Origin of the sequence: Actinoallomurus liliacearum (genome assembly GCF_039542035.1) — a bacterium.
Lineage (GTDB): Bacteria > Actinomycetota > Actinomycetes > Streptosporangiales > Streptosporangiaceae > Actinoallomurus > Actinoallomurus liliacearum.
Map to the genome: position 1 here is coordinate 46,397 of NZ_BAABHJ010000002.1, position 16,685 is coordinate 63,081.

Genomic DNA, 16,685 nt, shown 5'->3' on the forward strand with positions numbered 1-16,685 from the left:
ATGCGGGTTTCCGCGCAGCGGGAGAAGGTTCGTTTCATCAGCGACGGCACCGAGTGCGTCGCATGGCACTATCCGGGCCGCAACGGCGCCTGTGTGGTCATGGGGGCCGGCGGTGCCGTGACCAAGGAGCCGGGCACCGATCCGTTCGCCGGCCCCTTCCACGAGGCGGGGTTCAGTGTGCTGGCCTTCGACTACCGCCGGCTCGGGGAGAGCGGAGGGCGGCCGCGCCAGGTCCTGCGGATGGGGGAGCAGCTCGCCGACTGGCGGGCCGCGATCCGCTTCGCCGCGACACTGCCCGAGGTCGACCCGGAAAGGATCGCCATATGGGGGTTCTCGCTGTCGGGCGGTCACATCTTCCGGGCCGCGGCCGGCGAGCCGCGGGTGGCGGCGGCGATCGCGCAGATGCCGCTCGCCGACGGCCTGAACGCCACGCCCAAGGCCGGGCGCCACCAGAGGCCGTCGGCGATGCTGCGGTTCACCGGCCGGGGTCTCCTGGACGCCGTGGGCGGTCTCTTCGGCCGCCCCCCGCTGCTGGTATCGCTCGCCGGCGAGCCGGGGACCATTTCGATGCTCACCACTCCGGACGGTCAGGACGGAGACCGGGCGCTCAACCCGGGTAACCGCTATCCGGACTGGCCGCAGGTGATCGCCGCCCGCTCGGCGCTCCGCATCACGCTGTACCGGCCCAGCCGGCACGCCTCCCGCGTGCGCTGTCCGCTGCTGGTCGTGGTGTGCGAGCAGGACCAGACCGCTCCACCCGGCCCCGCGATCCGCGCGGCGCGGCGAGCGCCCAGGGGCGAGCTCGTCCGCCTGCCCGGTGGGCACTATGCCCCGTTCCTGGACGCGCACGAGCAGGCCCTCGACGCCGAGCTCTCCTTCCTCCGCCGGCATCTGCTCGACCGCGCGGAGCCGGAACACCGCGCCGCGGAGTCCGCGGCGCCCCGAACGGGGCGGGCATGAGGACCGTCGAGCTGTCCGCCGGAACGATCGAGTACGAGGACACCGGCGGCGACGGTCCGACCGTCGTGCTGCTGCACGGGCTGCTGATGGACGCCTCGCTGTGGGACGGACCGGTCGCGGAGCTGACCCCGGACCACCGATGCGTGGCGCCGACACTGCCACTCGGGGCGCACCGTCGCGCGATGCGCCCCGACGCCGACCTCTCACCGCACGGGCTGGCCCGGCTGGTCGGGGAGTTCCTCGACCGTCTCGACCTGCGCGACGTCACCCTGGTCGGCAACGACACCGGCGGTGCGCTCGTCCAGCTCCTCATGGCGGAGGGAGCCGAGCGCGTCGGACGGGTCGTCCTCGCCTCATGCGACGCGTTCGACAACTTCCCGCCGGGTCTGACGGGCCGGACGCTGCTGCTCGCCGGGCGGCTCCCGCCTCGACTGTTCGGGCTGTTCATGCAGCAGATGCGGCTCCGCCCGATCCGGCGGCTCCCGCTCGCGTTCGGGTGGCTCACCAAACGAGGAGACGCCGCCACCGCCCGCTGGATGAGACCCCTCCTGACCCGGCCGGACATCCGCCGCGACACCGTACGGGTCCTGCGCGCGGCGGCGGCGGACACCGGGTTCCTGCTCACCGCGGCCGAACGCCTGCCGGACGTCGACCGCCCCGCCCTGGTGGTCTGGGCGAGCGCGGACCGGGTGATGCCGCCCGAGCACGGCCGCCGTCTCGCCGACCTGCTCCGCGGACGGCTGGCCGAGGTGGCGGACACCTACACCCTCATCCCCCTCGACCAGCCGACGAGACTGGCCCGGCTCATCCGGGAGTTCACGCACGCGCCGCGCACCGGATGAGCGATCCGCGGACGGCGACCCTCAGAGTCGCCGGGGGAGCGGGTTCCCCGACTCCCGTACGCCGCGCGGAACGTCCACGGTGACCAGCAGCGCGAAGCCGACCACGAAGAAGATCACCAGCGAGACCAGGGCGGTGCGGTAGCTGTCGGTCCACTGCAACGCCGCGGCGAACACCAGCGGCCCCAGCCAGCTGGTCCCCTTGTCGCTGATCACGTAGAAGCCGAAGTACTCCGCCTCGCGGTCGCGCGGCAGCAGGTGGGAGAACAGCGACCGCGACAGCGCCTGCGTGCCGCCCAGGACCACACCGATGGCGGCGGCCAGCGCCAGGAACTCCGCCGCCGACCCGCGCCGCAACCCGTACGCGGCCAGCACGACGGCCGTCCACAGGACCAGGGAGGTCAGCACGACCCGCTTGGCGCCGTACCGCCGGGCGAGCCGGCCCAGCAGCAGCGACCCGCCGCAGGCGACGAACTGCACCAGCAGCACCGCCGCGATCACGTCCGTCTGGCCGAGCTTCAGCTCCTCCGTCGCGAACGTCGCCGACATCGTGATCACCGTCTGCACGCCGTCGTTGTAGACCAGGAACGCCAGAAGGAAAAGCAGCGCGACCGGCCGGCCGCGCATGTCCCGCAGGGTGTCGGTCAGCCGGCCGAACGCGGAGCGCACGGCCGCGGGCAGCGGTTCGGCGACGGGCGTGCGGCGCCGGTCGCGCAGCGCGCGCAGGGGGATGAGGGTGAACGCCGCCCACCAGACGCCGGCCGAGGCCAGGCTGATCCGCACCGCCTCGGTCTTGGTCACCCCGAAGGCGTCGTGCGCCAGGAACAGCGCGAGGTTGAGCACGAGCAGCAGCCCGCCGCCGAGATAGCCCAGGCCCCAGCCGCGCGAGGACACCGCGTCGCGTTCGTCCGGAGCGGCGATGTCGGGCAGGAACGCGTTGTAGACGACGGTGGAGGCGCCCAGCGCCAGGTTGCCGACCACGAACAGCACGACGCCGAGCAGGTACCGCCCGCCGCCGACGAAGTACAGGCCCATGGTGGCGAACGCCCCGATGTAGGCGAACGCCCCGAGCAGCGCCCGCTTGCGTCCGGTGTGGTCGGCCAGCGCGCCCGCCAGGGGCAGGACGAGCACTTGCAGGACCACCGACAGCGTGACGGCGAGAGGGTAGACCGCCTTGGCCCGGAGGTCGGCGCCCAGCGGGTGCACGAACCCGTCGGCGTCGGCCGCGGCCTTGGCGATGTCGCTGAGGTAGGGCCCCAGGAACACCGCCACGACGGTGGTGTCGAAGGCGGAGTTGGCCCAGTCGTAGAAGTACCAGCCGCGCTGTTCGCGCCGGCGGTCGCCGGAGGTCGTCTCGACGGGGGTGCCGACGGGCGCCAGGCCCACGCGTCCTCCTCGGCCGCCCGGGGGATGTCCGGCGTCAGGCCGACGTGGCGGCCCACTGCGCGCGGGCGGTCATGACGTCGCGCAGCACCTCGATCTCATCGGTGATGATGCCATCGACGCCGAGGTCGAGGAGACGTTCCATCTCCACCGGGTCGTTGACCGTCCAGACGTGCACCTGCAGGCCGAGCCGGTGCGCGGTCCGCAGGAACGCCTCGGTGACCAGCGGGGTCCGGCCGACGCGCCGGGGGACCTGGGCGCACGGCACGCCGAGTTCGGCCAGGCGCACGAGCCGGCCGAGCGGGCCGCCGACGGATCGGGCGCGCAGCGTGGCGACGCCCAGCGGGCTCAGCGCGGTGCACACGTCCCGGCCGGACAGCAGGCGCATGCGGGCGCGTACGTGCCGGAGGCGGCGGGCGGAGAAGGAGGTGACGCACACCCGGTCCCAGGCGCGGGCCCGGTGCAGGACCTCGGTGAGCGGGCCGATGGCGTTCTCGGCCTTGACGTCGATGTTGAGGCGCGCGCCGGGCCAGGCGTCGAGGATCTCCTCCAGCCGGGGGATGGGCTCACGGCCGGCGATGCGTGCCTTGGCGACCTCGGCGTGACCGAGCCGGGCGATCGGGCCGGTGCGGTCGGTGACCCGGTCGAGGGTCGCGTCGTGAAAGGCGACCAGGACGCCGTCGGCGGTGGCGCGCACGTCGGTCTCCAGGTAGCGGTAGCCCAGCCCGATGGCGCGTTCGAAGGCGGCCATGGAGTTCTCGCGGCCGTCGAGGGATCCGCCGCGGTGCGCGAAGGGGATCGGGCCGGGATGGTCGAGATATGTGTACACGGATGCACCTGTCGTACTAGGGGCGGCTGGAGCTGCTCCTGCTCTCCACAGTAGTGACCTTACTACGTAAAGGCGGCGGCTCGATCAACCAACGGTCTATCCGGTGTGACGGAACCCCAACCCACCGACACGACGCCCACCAACCGGCATTCCATCCCAAGCCGGACGTCTCTTCCACTAGGTTGTCTCGCGTCGTGGCTCGGGAGAGCCGTCGTGACCCTCAAGCGGGAAGGCCGGAAATCGTGCCGGACACCAGCGCCTACGCGGCGACGTTCGAGATCGTCGATATCAACAAGGATGGGCGCGTCTCCGCGCCCGAGCTCAAGCAGCTCATGAAGGCCCTCGGGGAGGACGTCACCGACGAGACGGCGGCCGAGGTCGTCCGCCGGATGGACTCCGACGGCGACGGCGAGATCTCGCTGGAGGAGTTCGCCGCCTACATGTCCAACGGCTGACCGGTCTCCGGGCCCCCGCGGGCCCGGCCGCGATGTTCGCGGAAGCCTGCGGGAGGCCGGCGCGTCGGAGACGCGGGGTGCCGGCTCGTTTGTACAGGGTCATCGGCCGAGCCCGGCAGATTTGATACGATAGTATATCGTGAACAAGCAGGAGCGGGCCTACCAGATCATCGGCGAACGGATCCTCAACGGCACGTACGGTCCGGGCTACCGCCTGGTCATCGACGCGCTCGCCGAGGAGCTGGGCGTCAGTCCCCTCCCGGTCCGGGAGGCCATCCGGCGTCTGGAGGCCGAAGGCCTGGTCATCTACCAGCCGAACGCCGGCGCCCGCGTGGCCCCGGCCGACCCGGACCAGTACGAGAACGCGCTGACCGTCCTGGCGGTGCTGGAGGGGTACGCCACCGCCCTGGCCGCCCCGCACATCCGCCCGGCCGACCTCAAGCGCCTCGGTGAGATCGACGACCGGATGGTGGCCTGCATGGACACCCTCGACTCGCTGAACTTCGGCCGGTTGAACCACGAGTTCCACCAGGTCATCTACAACCGCTGCCCGAACGCCGCGCTGGTCGAGGCGCTGCGCGACACCACGCGCAAGCTCGACGTGATCCGGCGGACCGTCTTCACCCAGATCCCGTACCGAGGCTGGAAGTCGATCGAGGAGCACCGGGCGCTCGTCCGCCTGATCGAGAGCGGGGCCCCGGCCGCCGAGATCGAGGCCGCCGCACGGCAGCACAAGCTGAAGACGGTCGAGGCCTTCCGCGCCTGGAGCAACGACTCCGGCTCCGGCGCGTCCGCCGGAGCCTCGGGCGAGACCCCGGCGGAGCACTGAGCGCCGCTCAGCCCACGCCGAACCGCGGCGCGTCGAAGCCACCGACCGCGACGTGCACGATGCGCGCGTCGGTGTAGAAGTCGATGCTGTGCGCGCCGCCTTCTCCGGCGGCAGCTCGGGCCTGGCGATCGGCCACGTCTCCCCGGAGACGGCGGCCGGCGGCCCCCTCACGCTGGTCGAGGACGGCGACCTCGTCACCATCGACCTCCCCGCCCGTACTCTCCACCTGCACGCCCCCGGCCTCGCCGCGCGGACCTCGCACTTCCGCCCTCGCCACCGCGAGCGCCCGCTCAGCACGGCGCTGCGCGCGTACGCCGCCCTGGCACAGTCCGCGGACAAGGGGGCCGTACGCGGCGTTCTCACAGCCGACGCACAAAGCTGACGGTCACCGCGTCACCGGCTGCGGCGGCCTCTGTCGCCGAAGCCGCCTTCACCCGGCGCGTCATGCCGACGCCGATGAGAACGACCGCCATGCCCGCGGCGACCCGGAGGCTGAAGGGCTCGTCGAGCACGATGGCTCCCAGCCCCACCGAGACCACCGGCAGCAGGTAGCCGACGGTCGCGGCGTTCGTCGCGCCCTCATCGGCGATCATCCGGTAGGTGAGATGGAAGGTGATCCCCGTGGCGCAGATCCCCAGCACCACCACCGCGATCAGGCCCGTCGGATGGAGGCCGATCGGTGTCAGTCCACCGGCCGGGAAACTGAGGGCGGTCAGCGCGGTGGCGGCCATGAGCTGGGCGGTGGAGAGGGAGATGGTCGTGTGTCCCCGCCCGACGAGGTGACGTCCCATGTAGGCGAAGCCGACCGCGTAGCTCGCCGCCGCGGCGACGATGGCGAGCGCGCCCCAGCCGACCTGCGCGTGTCCCTCCCACGGAGCGAAGATCAACGTCACTCCGCCGAACCCGAGCAACAGGCCGCCCAGGCGTGCGGGGCGGATGCCGCGTTCGGCGCCGATCGCGATGCCGAGCAGGAGGGACCACAGCGGAGTCGTCGCGTTGAGCACGCCGGCGAGCCCGGAGTCGACGGTCTGTTCGCCGAGGCTGTACATCGCGAAGGGCAGGGCGTTGCAAAAGAAGGCCGCCACGAAGAGGTGACCCCAGGTGGCCCGGCCACGGGGGAGACGCTGCCGTGCCGTCAGGCACAGGACCAGCAGCGCGCCGGTCCCCAGCAGGCAGCGAGCGAGGGTGACCTGGACCGGCGACAGTGCGTGCAGGGCCAGTTTGATCCACAGGAACGTCGAACCCCACAGCAGCGCGAGCACGCCCATGCGGGCCAGCCCCAGAGTCCTGCCCACCGCACCGTCCATCCGCGTTCTCCCTCCGTCGCCCATGAACGATGCCGCGTACCCACCGTTAAGGACAATCGATGATTCCTGGATCACCATTAAGCTGAGCTACGTGATCGATGTGAGACGGATGCAGATTCTGCGGGCGGTGGTCGCGAGCGGGTCGGTGACGGCGGCCGCGGCGCATCTGGGATACACCCCGTCCGCCGTCAGTCAGCAGGTGGCGGTGCTGGAGAAGGAGGCCGGGATCGCCCTGCTCGAGCGGGTGGGGCGCGGTGTACGGCCGACGGCGGCGGGCCGGCTCCTCACCGAACACGCCGCGGTCATCGGCCGCAGTGTCGCGGAGGCGGAGACCGCGCTGGCCGACCTGCGATCCGGGCGAACGGGCCGGCTGGCCGTCCGCTATTTCACGTCGGTGGGGCCGACCCTGGTAGCCCCTGCGCTGGCCCGGCTCCGTCATGAGCATCCGGGCGTGCAGATCGATCTCAAGCTGGCCGACCCCGAAGATCCGCTGCCGGAGGTGGAGAAGGGCGCCGCGGACCTGGCGCTCGTCGTCCGGCCGGGGGAGGGGAAGCGCCGGGGGATCCGCCTCGTCCACCTCCTGGACGACGCGTACCAAGCCGTGCTGCCCACCGGCCATCCACTCGCCGCACGACGGATGCTCGATCTGGCCGATCTGGCCGACCAGCAGTGGGTCGGCAGCGAACCGCCGGGCTCGTGTCTCGACGTCATGCTCGACGCCTGCGCCGCGGCCGGTTTCAGCCCGAACTTCGTCGCGATGAGCGAGGACTACGCCACCGCACAGGGCCTGGTCGCGGCCGGCCTCGGGGTCGCGCTGATCCCCGGGCTCGGGCTGGGCGGCCGTCGTCCCGGCGTTGTCATGCGCAGGGTACGGCGTCCTCGGCCGATCAGGGCGATCCACGCGGCGGTACGCGAGGCCGCGCTGGCCCAGGCCGCTCTGCGCACGTTGCTCGAGGCGCTCGAGGCGGCGGCGAAGCCGCGAGGGCACTGACCTATGCACTGACCTTACTGCGTAAAGGCGGTGGGCTTGTTGTCACGCCATCGACCCGGTCCGGCAGCGGTCGACCCTCGACCTGCTCAACGATCCCAGGCCGCCGTCGCCGCCGCACCGGCGCGCGGATCGTCCACGATGAGGATCAGCCGGTGGTCGTGGTCGGAGTAGAGCACCTCGATGTTCACGCCGGCATCGGCGAGGGCCCGGGTGATCGCCCCCAGTTGGCCCGGCCGGTCCTGATCCAGGCGGCGGGCCAGGACCTCCCGGCAGGCCGTGACCCGCAGACCGGCCGCGCGCAGCGCCGCGCTCGCCGCCTCGCCGTCGTGGAACAGGAAGTGCGCGACGGCCCGCCCGCCGACGACGAACATGCCGCCGCCCTCCACGCTGACGCCCGTGGCGCCGAGCGCCTCGCCCATGGCCGCCAGCGCGCCCGGCTCGTCGTCGAGGTCGATGGTCAGGTCGTGCATGGAGATTCCTCCTCGTCGTGGGCGCGGCGGCTGTCGGCGGGGGCCTCTCCGCGGTCGCGCGGCCCGTAGTCGCGGATCACCTCGGCCATCCGCAGCCGGTAGTCGGTGAAGAACCGGTGCCGGCCCAGCGCCTGCGCGCGCCGGTGCGCCGGGGTGTTACGCCACGCGGCGACCGCCTCCTCGTCCCGGAAGTAGCCGATCGCGACGAACCGCCCTGGATCGGTGTCGCTGGTGAACCGCTCGATCCCGTGGAAGCCGTCCACGTCCGGGAGCAGCTCACGCAGCCGCGCCGACTCCGCGAGGTACTCCCGGTAGGCGGCCTCGTCACCGGGATCGAACCGGTACTCGAAGATCATTGCTATCACCGGGTGAACGTATCCCGGTGACGGTTGGGCCACCGTCGAAGCGTCGGAGCCCTACCGCGACTCGCCGAGCCGTACGACCCGCAGCCGGGAGTGCTCGGGACGCCAGGTCGCCACCAGCGCGGCGGCCAGGAGGAGTTCGGCGACGTCCCCGCCGTAGTACATGATCATCGCGGCGTCCCGCAGCTGGGGGATCGGGGCGTGGACGTGAACGAGGAACCCGCCGTACAGCAGCTGCGCGACGGTGGCGTGCGCCGCCACGGCCACCCCGAGCAGCACGAGCCGCGCGCGTACGCCCGGACGGGCCGGCGCGGGATCGGGCCCGGCCACCACCCAGGCGAACAGGTAACCCGACGCCAGGAAGTGGGCGTGCAGCAGCCAGTGCGCGGCGGGTCGGGCGGCGATCGCGTCGTACAGCGGCGTGAAGTACAGCACGCCCAGGCTGCCGGTGCCGAGGATGAGGGCGGTGACCGGGTGGGCGAGCACGCGCGCCGGACGGGCGTGCAGCAGGTGGGTCACCCGCCGTGCGTGGCCGCCGGGCAGCGCCCGCAGCAGTGCCGTCAGGGGAGCGCCGAGCACGAGGGCGAGCGGCGCGTACATCCCGATGATCATGTGCTGCAGCATGTGGTGGCGGAAGTCGCCATGAGCGGCGACGGGTGGCAGCAGCGCGACGGTGAGCAGGGCGCATCCGCAGAGGAAACTCGCCGTCCGCAGGTGGTGCCGGCCCCCGCCGGGGCTCCGGTCGCGGGCCCGCGCGACGAGCCACAGGTACGCGGCCGCCGCCAGGACCGGGGCCAGGGCGATGAGCATGCCGGGCGTCGTGTGCCCGGCATGGTGGAGGTGGCCGCCCATCAGGCGGAGACCGTCCCGGCCGGGGCCGGGCCGACGGGCCGGGCGCCGCGCCGCAGCAGTGTGCCGGCGGCGACCAGCAGTGCGCCCAGCGCCAGGAAGCCGATGTCCCACCACAGCCGGTTCGGGCCGCCGCGGACGTGGTGGATGGCGAGGATGTGGTGGTCGAGGATCCCCTCGACGAGGTTGAACAGGCCCCAGCCGACGAGGACCCAGCCCCACAGGAAGCGGGAGGTCCACACGCTGCGGCGGTCGCGGGTCACGCGGGAGTACAGCACGGCCAGCCCGGTGAGCACCGACAGCCAGCACACGACATGGAAGATCCCGTCCCACACGGTGTTCATCCGCAGCCCGGACACGGTGTTCGGGTCGTAGTACCTCACGCCGATGCGGTCGCCGTTCGTGCTGGAGAGCATGTGGTGCCACTGCAGGAGCTGGTGGAGCAGGATGCCGTCGACGAAGCCGCCCAGGCCCACTCCCAGCAGGATTCCGGGCAGCCGGATGCTCCGGGGCGGCGGGTGGACCTCGCGCCCGGTCGTACCCATCGTCGGCCTCCGTCCCCCCCGCCCGCGTGATCCACGCGACGAGGTCCTTCCCCCGCCGCGTACCCGCCACACAGGCCCGCGCCGGCGGGCCCGGGCGCCCGCTTCCTCCCCGCCGCCGGGCCGGGCCGCCCGGGTTGAGTCTCAAGGGACTTGAGGCTCCATAGTCTCCGCGTCGGCCGAACCCCGGAATCGAAGGAGTGACGATGAGCGAAGGAACGGACCATGTCGTGTCCCGCGGAGGCGTGGACATCGCCGTCCGCGACCACGAGGGAACGGGCGCGACGGTCGTCCTGCTGCACGGCGGTGGCCGTGCCATGGACGACTGGCGGCGGGTGACCCCGCTGCTCACGGCGGCCGGGCTGCGGGTGGTCACCGTCGACCTGCGCGGGCACGGCGCCTCCGGGGCGGCCCTGTGGTCCTGGCCGGACGCGATCGACGATCTGGCCGCGGTCATCGACCATCTCGGGCTGGACGACCCGGCGGTGGTCGGGCACTCCCTCGGCGGGATCGTCGCGGCGCTGTGGGCCACACGGCGCCCGCACTGCCCCCTGGCCGTCAACCTGGACGGGCACACCAACCCCACCGGGCCGTTCGACCTGGACACCGGCGCCGCGCGGGCGGCGGAGCAGACGATGCGCGGCTTCCTCGACGCGGAGGTACGGCGGGCCGGCGATCCCGCGCTGACCCGGCTGGTCGCCGAGCTGGGCACCCTCGACCTGTTCGCGACCTACCGCGCGACGCGCTGCCCGCTCGTGGTGGTCCAGTCGGCGGGCCAGGACCTGGAGGAGCTGCTGCCGCCGGAGGTCGCCACGGTGTTCGCAGCCTACCGGCGCGGGTTCACGCGCGAGCTGGCGGCGGTCGGGGCGGCCACGCCGCTGCTGACGGTGGTGGACGTCGCGACCGGCCACGACGTTCACCTGGAGGCGCCCGGCCGGGTCGCCGACCTGATCCTGGAGCGGCTGAACCCGGCGGGGGACGGGTCCCGTCCGGCGGATCGATGAGTCAGGCTGGACGGCATGCGCGAGGGTCTGCACACGATCGGCGAGATGGCCCGGCTCAACGGGCTTCCGGTGGCCACGATCCGGTACTACTCCGATCAGGGACTGGTGCCCCCGGTCGCCAGGTCGCCCGGCGGATACCGCCTGTACGACGATGAGGCGTTGGCCCGGCTCGAGCTCGTCCGCACGCTTCGTGATCTCGGAGTCGGCCTCGCCACGGTCGCCCGGGTGCTCAGCGGGGCGCAGAGCCTGGCGCAGGTCGCCGACCGGCAGGCGGCCGCGCTGGAGGCACGGATCCAGGAGCTGCGGGTGCGGCAGGCCGTGCTGCGGCACGCCGTCTCCCACGGCGCGGGTCCGGCTGCGGTCACCCGGGCGCACCGGCTTGCCGCGCTCGCGGCGGGGCAGCGCCGCCGGATGGTGGCCGACCTCATCAGCGAGGCGACCTGCGGCCTGGACATGGACCCGGGCTTCGCCGCGCGGCTGCGCTCGATGGTGCCCGACCCGCCGGACGACCCGGCGCCCGCGCAACTCGAGGCGTGGGTCGAGTTGGCGTACCTGGTCAGCGATCCGGACTTCCGGGCGGCGGTCCGCGCCGCGTTCGAGCGGCACGCCGCCGATCGGGCCTCCGGCGCGGACCGCGGCGATCCGGCGAGCTGGCGAAGGGCCGAGCAGGCCGTCCTCGACCTGGCCGGTGCGGCGCTCGCGGAGGGCGTCTCACCGGGCTGCGCGCGGGCACGGGCGGTCGTGGCGGAACTGGTCGCGGTCTTCGCCGACGCGCACGGCCGCGACGACGACGCGGAGTTCCGGCGCTGGCTGGCCGAACGGGTCCGGGTCGGCGCGGACGCGCGGGTCTCGCGGTACTTCGCGCTGCTGGCCGTCGTCGACGGCCGGGCCGCCGGGCCCGACCCGGTTCCGGTGGCCTGGTGGTTCCTCAGTGCGCTGGAGTCCTCGGCCGCGCAGCCGGTGTGAGAGGCCGGTGCGGCCCCGGCCGGCGACGACGCACCGTGGATCTTCAAGGTCTCGGTCATCCGCGCGGTCGCCCCGTGGCGGGGAAGGCTGGTGCGTCATCGCGCGGCGTGGCCCGCATGCGCCGTACGGCGTGGGCGAGGCTCGCCGTGGCCAGCGCCGCGGCCACCAGCAGGGCGCTGACCCACAGCGGCGAACGGTAGCCGAGCCCGGCGGCGATGGTGGCGCCGCCGATGGCGGGGCCGGCGGCCGCGCCGACGTTGAGCGCCGCGGTCGCGAATGAGCCGCCGAGTGAGGGCGCCCGGGTCGCCGCGTACAGGACCTGGGCGATCAGGGTCGAGCCGACGGCGAACGAGAGGGCCCCCTGGACGAAGATGAGCAGGACCGCGGCGACCGGGCTGGCGGCCGTGGCCGTGAAGAGCGCCCACCCGGCGAGCAGGGCGATCCCGCCGGGAATCAGGACCCGCATCGGCCGGGTGTCGGACAGGCGGCCGCCGATGGTGACCCCGGCGAACGACCCGAGACCGAACAGCGCCAGCAGCGCGGGCACCCAGCCCTCGGCGAAGCCGCTGACGTCGGTGCTCAGCGGGGTCAGATAGGTGAAGGTGCAGAAGGTGGCGGCGTTGACCAGCGCCGCCAGCAGCAGCATGACCAGCAGCCGCGGTTCGCGCAGCGCCCGCAGTTGGTCCCGGGCGCCGGGACGGGCCTCGTCCGGGTCGTCGGTCGCCCGCACGGTGTCCGGCACCGAGCGCAGGACGGCGAGGACGGCCGGCAGGGAGATGAGGGCCACCGCCCAGAACGCCGACCGCCAGCCGAGGGTCTGACCGAGCGCGGCGCCGGCGGGTACTCCCGCGACGCACGCGAGTGTGATCCCGCTCAGCAGGACGGAGGTCGCCCGCCCCATGGCGTCCGGCTTGGCCATGCCGGCCGCCGTCGCGAGTCCCACGGCGAGGAAACCGGCGTTGGCCAGCGCCCCGAGCGCTCGGGTCACCAGGAGCACCGGGAAGCTGGTGGTGATCGCGCCGACGGCGTGCACGATCACGAACGCGGTCAGGAAGATCAGAAGCGCCCGCCGGCGCGGCCAGCGCAGGCTGAGCACCGCCATCAGCGGGGCTCCGACGATCATCCCCGCGGCGAACGCGGAGGTCAGCGTGCCGGCGGCCGAGATGGAGACGCCGAGGTCATGGGCGATGTCGGGGATCAGCCCGGACAGCATGAACTCGGACGTCCCCTGGGCGAAGACCGCCAGTCCGAGGATGTAGATGGCGAAGGGCATGGGCAGGAACTCCACGGTCGCGTCGAAAAGGCATCGCGGGCAGGACACGGACGCACCACCGCGGCGTCCCGGGCCGACCGCGGGAAGGCGGGCGGCTACCGGGGACGCGCGGGTGTCATCGCGTGGGGAAGACCGGGCTCGACACCACGAGGGCGGTGGAGCTCACGGAATCCCTGGGAAGAACCGGTCCGTACGACGGTGATCCGGCGGCGGGGGAGGCGTGGCCTCAGCGACGGCGCCGCCGCGTGATATCACGAGAAGCCACCGAAGGACCGGTGGCTAGCGTCTGGATGCCTCGGGACCGGACATGAGCCCACACGATAGTGAGGGGGCACCGGACTCGTCCACTCGAGCTCGAGGGTCTCCAGTTGAACCATGCCCGCAGGTTATCGCTGAAGATCGAACCGGTCTTGGACATCAGGGGCGTGCGCCCTCAAGAATCAACAGCGTGATCAAGCACACGATGATCGTTTCCTTCGATCAAGCCTTGCCCGACACCGAGCTCGATCAGTACCTCGCGGACATCGAACGGGTCATGCTCGACTCCGGTTTCGTGCAGTCGGTCGTGACCCGGCGCCACATCCCCCTCCCCGGCGAGGAGTCCATCCCGGCGCTGATCGCGACCGCGATCGTGCAGGCCGCCGTGGCCGACCTCGACGCGCTGGCGAAGGCGTTCACCGCGCCCGGCGTGCACGAGGTCATCGACCACTGGCAGTCGCGGCACCCGTACAAGGTCGCCTGGGCGAACCACGAGCCGCTGGCATGAGCGCGATGTCCGGGAAGGTGGGGCTGGTGACCGGCGCCGGCAGTGGGATCGGCCGTGCGGCGGCGCTGGAGTTCGCCAGGAGCGGTGCCGCGGTCGCCGTGCTCGACATCGAGGAGAGCACGGCGACCGAGACCGCCGAGATGATCAGGAAGGACGGTGGGGAGGCGCTGGCCGTGACCGTCGACATCGCCGACGAGCGCTCCGTGCGGGCGGCCGTCGAGCGCACGGTCACGGCGTACGGTGGCCTCGATTTCGCCGTCAACAACGCCGGTCTGGCCTCGCACCACCGGCGGCTCGATCAGATGACCTTGGAGGAGTTCGAGCGCGTCGTCCACGTCAACCTGGCCGGGACGTTCCTGTGCATGAAGTATGAGCTGCCTCTCCTGCGGCGGCGTGGTGGCGGCGCGATCGTCAACGTCGCCTCGAACGGAGGTTTGTACGCGATCCCGACCGCGCCCGCCTACGTGGCAGCCAAGCACGGCGTCGTCGGGCTCACCAAGGTTGCCGCGGTCGACTACGCGCCGGACGGCATCCGGGTCAACGCCGTCTGCCCTGGCCCGACCCTCACGCCCGGGTTCGAGGAGGTGGCGGCCGGCACCGACATGATCGCGCGGCAGGCGGCGATCACGCCGCTCGGCCGGCTGGCCACGCCGGAGGAGGCCGCGGCGGCGGCCGTCTGGCTCTGCTCGGACGCCGCGTCCTTCGTCACCGGGACCGCGCTGTCGGTCGACGGCGGGCGGCGGGCGTGAGGGAGGACCCGGCGGCCGCCGTGGCCTTCCTGCGGGACGTGCCGCTGACCGACGATCAGCGGACGGCGATCGGCCACCGCACGGCCGAGCGCGTGTTCGGTATCGCCTAGGCCGGCCCGTATCGAGATCGCCTCGCCGCAGATCTCGATACGGGCCTTCTCGCGGTAGGACCTGTCCACCTGTCTCACCAACACCTGTTCGGCCAGAGGATGGATCATCATGCGCATCGCCGTACTCGGCGCGTCCGGGAAGGTCGGCCGCCTGCTCGTCGACCAGGCACTCGAGCGGGGACACGAGGTCGTGGCCCTCGTCCGCACTCCAGACCGGGTCACCGTGCCCACCTCGCGGGAGGTCGACGTCCGGCGGGCGGATGTCTTCTCCCCTCGGGACTTCCCCGACCTGGACGACGTCGACGTGGCCGTCTCGGCCATCGGTATCAGCAAGGGCGACCGTCCGGGCGCACTGGTCGCCGGGGCCGGGCTGCTCGCCGCGGCACGCGTTCGCACGGTGTGGCTCGGTGCTCTGGGGTCGGGCGCGTCGAAGGGCGCGGGCGGGCTGATCTACTCGGCGGTGATGCGGATGTTCGTCGGCGCGGAACTGGCCGAGAAGGCCGAGGCCGACCAGGTCGCCCTGGACGCCGGTGCCACGGTGTTCCATGCTCCGGACCTCACCGACGGGCCCGTCGGACCCGGGCGCCGCATGGTGCCGCTCGCGGAGCTACGGCGTCCCCTGCTGCCGCCCCGGATCTCCCGCGCTTCGGTGGCCGCCCTCATGCTGGACGAGGCGCAGACGGGCGACCACGGTGGCGGAATCGTCGTGCCGCTCAGCTGATCGCCGGCTACCGGGAACCGGCCGACGCCGCGGCGGGGGAGGGCCGCCGGTCAGCGGGCCCACTCGCGGCGGCGGGCCTCGGCCAGGGCGATGGCGGTGGCGACCGCGACGTTGAGGGATCCGACCCGCCCGATCTGGGGGATGTAGGCGACCGCGTCGGCGGCGGCCAGCAGGGCGGGGGAGCAGCCGTGGTCCTCTCCGCCGACGGCCAGGCAGACGTCGCCGTCCAGCGGCGCCTCGTGCAGGGGCGTCGCGTCGCCGGTCAGCTCGATCGCCACGATCCGGAAGCCGTCCTCGCGTGCGGCGCGCACGGCGTCACCGATCGGCACGGGAGGTTCCCAGGTGATGAGGCGTTCGGTGCCGAGCGCGGTCTTGTTGACGTTCGGGTGGGTCAGAGGAGTGGCGTTGCCGGCCAGCCACACGTGGTCGACGCCGAACGCCGCGGCGGAGCGGGTGATCGAGCCGATGTTGAACGGCTGGGTCACCGACTCGACGAGCAGCGCGAGGCGGTCCTCGGTGCGCCTGCGCCACGTGCGGTTCAGGCGCTTGACGTCGGTGGGGCGCAGTTGCCGGCGCGCGTCCGTGGTCACGATGGTTCCTTCGGGTCGACGGCCAGGACGCGGTACCCGGCACGGGAGGTGAGGCGTTGGGTCGGGTGGCCCTGGTCGGTGAGCCAGCGCTGCAGGGAGTCGGAGCCGAGGTTCTTCTGCACGACCAGGTGGGCGCGGCCGCCGGGGGCGAGCCTGGCCAGCCAGGTCTCCAGCAGCGCGTGCAGGGCCTGCTTGCCGATGCGGATCGGCGGGTTCGACCAGATCGCGGCGAACCGCAGCTCGGGGTCGATCCGGTCGGCCAAACTGAACCTTACATTGTCAAGGCCGGCGGTTTGGGCGTTACGCTCCGCAGCAGTAAGGGCACGTTCATTGACGTCCACACCCCAGACCATCGCCTGCGGCGATCGGCTGGCCATGGTCAGGGCGATGGGCCCGTACCCGCAGCCCAGGTCGAGCAGGTCTCCCCGTGGCGGGGGAGGGGGCACGGTCTCCAGCAGGACGCGGGTGCCCAGGTCGACGCGGTCGGGGGAGAACATCCCCCGGTCGGTGGCGAGCCGCAGGTGAAGATCCGGCAGGACGAGGTCGACGGTGCCCGGTCTGCTGTCCGCCTGCGGCTGTCGCGCGAAGTAGTGCTCCCCCACGTCGGCTGACCGTACCAGCGTTCGGGTGGGGGTGACCTCAGGGGCGGGTCGGGGGAATCCCTGATGGCCTTCCCGCCGATCCTGGCGC

General features: G+C 72.7%; 20 protein-coding genes and 1 pseudogene. 11 read left to right on the forward strand and 10 right to left on the reverse strand.

Translation table 11 applies throughout. From position 1 onward, the window contains the following. Both ABD978_RS02640 and ABD978_RS02645 read left to right on the forward strand, forming a co-directional pair. A complete protein-coding gene (locus ABD978_RS02640) occupies positions 1–960 on the forward strand; it encodes an alpha/beta hydrolase (RefSeq protein ID WP_345347630.1) in 960 nt (319 codons plus the stop codon). After that, a complete protein-coding gene (locus ABD978_RS02645; protein WP_345347633.1) occupies positions 957–1,802 on the forward strand; it encodes an alpha/beta fold hydrolase in 846 nt (281 codons plus the stop codon). Before ABD978_RS02640 ends, ABD978_RS02645 begins: the two co-directional genes overlap by 4 nt. Before the next feature lie 21 nt (positions 1,803–1,823). On the opposite strand, the gene ABD978_RS02650 is transcribed toward ABD978_RS02645, so the two are convergent. Both ABD978_RS02650 and ABD978_RS02655 read right to left on the reverse strand, forming a co-directional pair. Next, positions 1,824–3,185: an MFS transporter gene (locus ABD978_RS02650; protein ID WP_345347636.1), complete on the reverse strand. Its 1,362-nt coding sequence runs from the start codon at positions 3,183–3,185 to the stop codon at positions 1,824–1,826. A gap of 34 nt (positions 3,186–3,219) precedes the next feature. Next, positions 3,220–4,011, reverse strand: coding sequence for a glycerophosphodiester phosphodiesterase family protein (locus ABD978_RS02655; RefSeq protein WP_345347639.1), 792 nt, complete (start codon positions 4,009–4,011; stop codon positions 3,220–3,222). A 242-nt stretch (positions 4,012–4,253) separates the two neighbouring features. Between ABD978_RS02655 and ABD978_RS02660 the strand changes: the two genes are divergently transcribed. The 3 genes and pseudogenes from ABD978_RS02660 to ABD978_RS02670 all read left to right on the forward strand — a co-directional run. Next, the gene (locus ABD978_RS02660; RefSeq protein WP_345347642.1) at positions 4,254–4,466 is read left to right on the forward strand and encodes an EF-hand domain-containing protein; all 213 of its coding nucleotides are present in this window, start codon (positions 4,254–4,256) and stop codon (positions 4,464–4,466) included. Positions 4,467–4,605: 139 nt separating this feature from the next. Further along, a complete protein-coding gene (locus ABD978_RS02665; RefSeq protein WP_345347645.1) occupies positions 4,606–5,295 on the forward strand; it encodes a GntR family transcriptional regulator in 690 nt (229 codons plus the stop codon). Positions 5,296–5,395: 100 nt separating this feature from the next. Further along, positions 5,396–5,677: pseudogene (locus ABD978_RS02670) on the forward strand (dihydroxy-acid dehydratase); the annotation flags it as partial. On the opposite strand, the gene ABD978_RS02675 reads toward ABD978_RS02670, so the two are convergent. Further along, positions 5,655–6,602, reverse strand: coding sequence for a DMT family transporter (locus ABD978_RS02675; protein ID WP_345347650.1), 948 nt, complete (start codon positions 6,600–6,602; stop codon positions 5,655–5,657). The pseudogene ABD978_RS02670 and the gene ABD978_RS02675 sit on opposite strands and share 23 nt — an antisense overlap. Before the next feature lie 91 nt (positions 6,603–6,693). Here ABD978_RS02675 and ABD978_RS02680 point away from each other — a divergent pair, with 91 nt between their 5' ends. Further along, entirely contained in the window at positions 6,694–7,593 is a 900-nt protein-coding gene (locus tag ABD978_RS02680) for a LysR family transcriptional regulator (protein ID WP_345347653.1), read from the forward strand. A gap of 86 nt (positions 7,594–7,679) precedes the next feature. Here the strand turns inward: ABD978_RS02680 and ABD978_RS02685 are convergent, their stop codons facing one another. From ABD978_RS02685 to ABD978_RS02700, 4 genes are read right to left on the reverse strand one after another with little or no spacing between them, the layout of a single operon-like run. Beyond that, positions 7,680–8,063 carry an ACT domain-containing protein gene (locus ABD978_RS02685; protein ID WP_345347656.1) on the reverse strand — a complete coding sequence of 128 codons (384 nt, stop codon included), beginning with the start codon at positions 8,061–8,063 and terminating at the stop codon, positions 7,680–7,682. Next, positions 8,051–8,419, reverse strand: coding sequence for an antibiotic biosynthesis monooxygenase family protein (locus ABD978_RS02690; protein ID WP_345347659.1), 369 nt, complete (start codon positions 8,417–8,419; stop codon positions 8,051–8,053). The genes ABD978_RS02685 and ABD978_RS02690 overlap by 13 nt, the downstream gene beginning before the upstream one ends. A gap of 60 nt (positions 8,420–8,479) precedes the next feature. Then, positions 8,480–9,277, reverse strand: a complete 798-nt coding sequence (locus ABD978_RS02695; RefSeq protein ID WP_345347662.1) for a cytochrome c oxidase assembly protein — start codon at positions 9,275–9,277, stop codon at positions 8,480–8,482. Then, complete coding sequence (locus ABD978_RS02700) at positions 9,277–9,819, reverse strand: DUF2243 domain-containing protein (protein WP_345347665.1); 543 nt, start codon at positions 9,817–9,819, stop codon at positions 9,277–9,279. Before ABD978_RS02700 ends, ABD978_RS02695 begins: the two co-directional genes overlap by 1 nt. Before the next feature lie 203 nt (positions 9,820–10,022). Here ABD978_RS02700 and ABD978_RS02705 point away from each other — a divergent pair, with 203 nt between their 5' ends. Then, complete coding sequence (locus ABD978_RS02705; RefSeq protein ID WP_345347668.1) at positions 10,023–10,820, forward strand: alpha/beta fold hydrolase; 798 nt, start codon at positions 10,023–10,025, stop codon at positions 10,818–10,820. A 15-nt stretch (positions 10,821–10,835) separates the two neighbouring features. Further along, positions 10,836–11,786 (forward strand): MerR family transcriptional regulator, encoded by a 951-nt coding sequence (locus ABD978_RS02710; RefSeq protein WP_345347671.1) that lies wholly within the window; start codon positions 10,836–10,838, stop codon positions 11,784–11,786. A 55-nt stretch (positions 11,787–11,841) separates the two neighbouring features. Here the strand turns inward: ABD978_RS02710 and ABD978_RS02715 are convergent, their stop codons facing one another. Further along, the gene (locus ABD978_RS02715) at positions 11,842–13,059 is read right to left on the reverse strand and encodes a Cmx/CmrA family chloramphenicol efflux MFS transporter (protein ID WP_345347674.1); all 1,218 of its coding nucleotides are present in this window, start codon (positions 13,057–13,059) and stop codon (positions 11,842–11,844) included. A 487-nt stretch (positions 13,060–13,546) separates the two neighbouring features. Between ABD978_RS02715 and ABD978_RS02720 the strand changes: the two genes are divergently transcribed. The 3 genes from ABD978_RS02720 to ABD978_RS02730 all read left to right on the forward strand — a co-directional run bounded on the left by ABD978_RS02720 (position 13,547) and on the right by ABD978_RS02730 (position 15,405). Then, the gene (locus tag ABD978_RS02720; protein WP_345347677.1) at positions 13,547–13,825 is read left to right on the forward strand and encodes a hypothetical protein; all 279 of its coding nucleotides are present in this window, start codon (positions 13,547–13,549) and stop codon (positions 13,823–13,825) included. Further along, positions 13,822–14,574 (forward strand): SDR family NAD(P)-dependent oxidoreductase, encoded by a 753-nt coding sequence (locus ABD978_RS02725; RefSeq protein ID WP_345347680.1) that lies wholly within the window; start codon positions 13,822–13,824, stop codon positions 14,572–14,574. Before ABD978_RS02720 ends, ABD978_RS02725 begins: the two co-directional genes overlap by 4 nt. Positions 14,575–14,793: 219 nt before the next feature. Then, complete coding sequence (locus ABD978_RS02730; RefSeq protein ID WP_345347683.1) at positions 14,794–15,405, forward strand: NAD(P)-dependent oxidoreductase; 612 nt, start codon at positions 14,794–14,796, stop codon at positions 15,403–15,405. Between the two features lie 50 nt (positions 15,406–15,455). On the opposite strand, the gene ABD978_RS02735 is transcribed toward ABD978_RS02730, so the two are convergent. Both ABD978_RS02735 and ABD978_RS02740 read right to left on the reverse strand, forming a co-directional pair. Further along, positions 15,456–15,998: a TrmH family RNA methyltransferase gene (locus ABD978_RS02735; protein WP_345349539.1), complete on the reverse strand. Its 543-nt coding sequence runs from the start codon at positions 15,996–15,998 to the stop codon at positions 15,456–15,458. Next, a complete protein-coding gene (locus ABD978_RS02740) occupies positions 15,992–16,597 on the reverse strand; it encodes a class I SAM-dependent methyltransferase (protein ID WP_345347686.1) in 606 nt (201 codons plus the stop codon). The genes ABD978_RS02735 and ABD978_RS02740 overlap by 7 nt, the downstream gene beginning before the upstream one ends. Positions 16,598–16,685: the final 88 nt, after the last annotated feature.